General features: G+C 55.6%; 3 protein-coding genes. 1 reads left to right on the top strand and 2 read right to left on the bottom strand.

Translation table 11 applies throughout. From position 1 onward, the window contains the following. On the top strand, positions 1–616 hold a 616-nt coding region (locus tag H8B02_RS46765; RefSeq protein ID WP_283842326.1), incomplete at its 5' end, for a glycine betaine ABC transporter substrate-binding protein. A 254-nt stretch (positions 617–870) separates the two neighbouring features. Here H8B02_RS46765 and H8B02_RS46760 read toward each other — a convergent pair. Both H8B02_RS46760 and H8B02_RS46755 read right to left on the bottom strand, forming a co-directional pair. Continuing rightward, complete coding sequence (locus H8B02_RS46760) at positions 871–1,479, bottom strand: 4'-phosphopantetheinyl transferase family protein (protein WP_229172442.1); 609 nt, start codon at positions 1,477–1,479, stop codon at positions 871–873. A gap of 171 nt (positions 1,480–1,650) precedes the next feature. Continuing rightward, positions 1,651–2,595, bottom strand: a 945-nt coding sequence (locus H8B02_RS46755) for a thioesterase domain-containing protein (RefSeq protein ID WP_229172441.1), incomplete at its 5' end; no start/stop codon positions are given.

Genomic DNA, 2,595 nt, shown 5'->3' with positions numbered 1-2,595 from the left:
GGTCAACCAGTTTCACCGCACCGATATGCCGCCGCGCGAAACATTGCTCGCCGAGTTGAAGGAGATCCTGGCACAACAGGACATCACTCTGCTCGGCGCGCTCGGTTTCGAGAACGCCTATGCGCTGGTGATGCCGCGGCAGCGCGCCGATGTACTCGGTATTCATTCGATCACCGACTTGGCTGCGCACGCGCCGACGCTGTCGATTGCCGGCGACTACGAGTTCTTCTCGCGCCCCGAATGGATCGCCCTGCACAAGGCCTACGGACTCTCATTCCGCACGCAACGGCAGATGCAGCCGGATTTCATGTATGCGGCAGTGGCTAGCGGCGACGTCGACGTCATCGCGGGCTATACCAGCGAGGGGCGGATCAAGGAATACGACCTGGTGACGCTGGCCGATCCCCAGCACGCGATTCCGCCCTATGATGCGGTCCTGCTGCTGGCACCGCGGCGCGCGCACGATGCGGCGTTACAGGAAGCGCTGAAGCCGCTGCTAGGCCGGATCGACATCGCGACGATGCGAGATGCCAATTTGCGCGCCAGCGGCAGTGATGCAAACTCCTCGCCCGCCGCGGTGGCGCGTTGGCTGTGGCAGAGGATCGGTGGGCGGTAGACGCAGCCAGTGTGCCGCCGATATTCTTGCCATCCGGGTCATGCAGTACGCGCATTAAGACACCATTTCACGAACAGTCTAGTTGCTCCAAATACGTTCCCCACACTTGCACTCCATGAGCGGCACGGTTTTCCCTGCGACCGGATGAAGGAACGCGCGAACGAGCTGGTTATGCCCGAACAACTGGGACAGCGCCGCTGTCAGTCCATTGCTTGAGGCGGGTTTGATTGCTGATCTTGGGTAGGCTCTTCCACTTAATTCGGCCGTGAATACGCCAACCCGATTACATTCTTGGAAATAAGTAACTCGAGCGAAAACGTGCAATTTGCCTTCGACACGTGTCCTGATCGCGCAAAGATATTAATTTCCACGTCCTGGAACTCAAGAAACTGGTTGTCCAGAGGAAAATACGCCTTATACACTGCCTCTTTCAAAACAAAGAGATCCCGCCGCTTGAGCGTATGTAGATCGTACATGCGCTGCTCGCTAGGGGTGGCAATCAATTCGATCAGGTTCTCCGGCAGAGGTTCATTAGGCTCAATGTCGATGCCGAGAGCTGCAATCCTTTTCGTCCCTGCAATAGCGGCGGCTGCTACTGTATCGTGGTGCGCCAAAGATCCGACGACGCCGGCTGGCCAGATCGGAACACCAGAGCGCGTCTTTAAGATCGGCATTGGTGGGAATCCCAGCTGCCCAAGAAGTGTTCGGGCAGCTACCCTTGCGGCACCGCTTTCGCGGCGGACTTTGGAAACGGCGCGTCCCATAGACATAACTTCGGAAGTGTACAAGGTGGATTCGTCGCCCCTTTCTATTGGACGAATGCCGACCGTGATGTTCTGTTGATCAATCGTGATAATCTCCATTATTTGGCCCCGTTGAGCTTTTTGAACACTTCGACGTCGATCAGAGCGGGCGGCGGGCCACATATCGGCTGCTTCACAACTTGGACCACCGAGCCGATTCCCGCCTTGTGGGGTATTTGGGGCTCGAGACTGACCTTCGAACTCAGAACATTCGGAGAAAGTTCTTTGGGTCTATTTGAGAGTCCCGATTAAGGCCGTTGCAATGGCCCGAGCCAGAACTTGGCGGTTTTCTGGATTGCTCACCATTGTCGCGTGGTTGCCTGGCACCGGTACCGCATGAATGGATCCCGCATTCAAAACTAGGTCCCAATCCCGCTTTGGCAAGTTTGCCCTGCGATCTAGTTGTTTGTCGGGTGGTACCCAACGACTGATGAGAGGCTCGCTGGCATAAAACTGATGTATCTCAATTGGGAGCGACGGAACTCGATACGACTGTAGTGCCCGGTGAAATTTCGCGGCCCTTTGATACATCGAAACGTCACTGTGGAGATCGTGATCTGGGGGTAACGCTCCTATTTGCCGCGCCTTTTCAAGCAACTCAGTAATGGAACATTGTTCACTGTAGCGTTCCAAGACCTCGCGGTGTTCATCATGCAAGATTCCACAACGCCCCAAAACAAATTCTCGCGCCAGATTGATAAATGATGCGTTCGAAAACTCTGCAGGTAGAGTAACATCGATGAACGCCATGAATGACACGACTTCGTCGATACTCAGTAAGTGCTCGACAATTGCATAAGCCAGGATTGCACCTGATGAGTATCCAGCAAAGCGGTATGGGCCCCGTGGCTGGATCTCTTTAATAGCAAGGATCACCTCTGCGGCCATCGCCTCAAGAGTTGGTGGACAAGCGTCATTGAAGGGCGGCCATGGCAGAGCGTAGACGGGGCAGTCCACATGCATTTCCGCCACCAAACCGAGGACATAGGAACAGTCTCCAAAACCTGTGGGGACAAAGAAGAGCGGTGGCTGCGATCCGGTTGGTCGAACGGAAATCACTCCCCGGTCACTGGGCTGTCGCTCCGCACGAATCTTCAATGCAAGTTCCTTCAGAACAGGGGCTTGGAAGAGGTCGGCGGCGCTAAAGCTCAGCCCAAGATCTAATGCTCGACTGAG

This window comes from Bradyrhizobium altum (assembly GCF_020889705.1).
GTDB lineage: Bacteria > Pseudomonadota > Alphaproteobacteria > Rhizobiales > Xanthobacteraceae > Bradyrhizobium > Bradyrhizobium altum.
The sequence above is the reverse complement of the archived record's forward strand: the minus strand, read 5'-3'. Positions and strand labels throughout refer to the sequence as shown.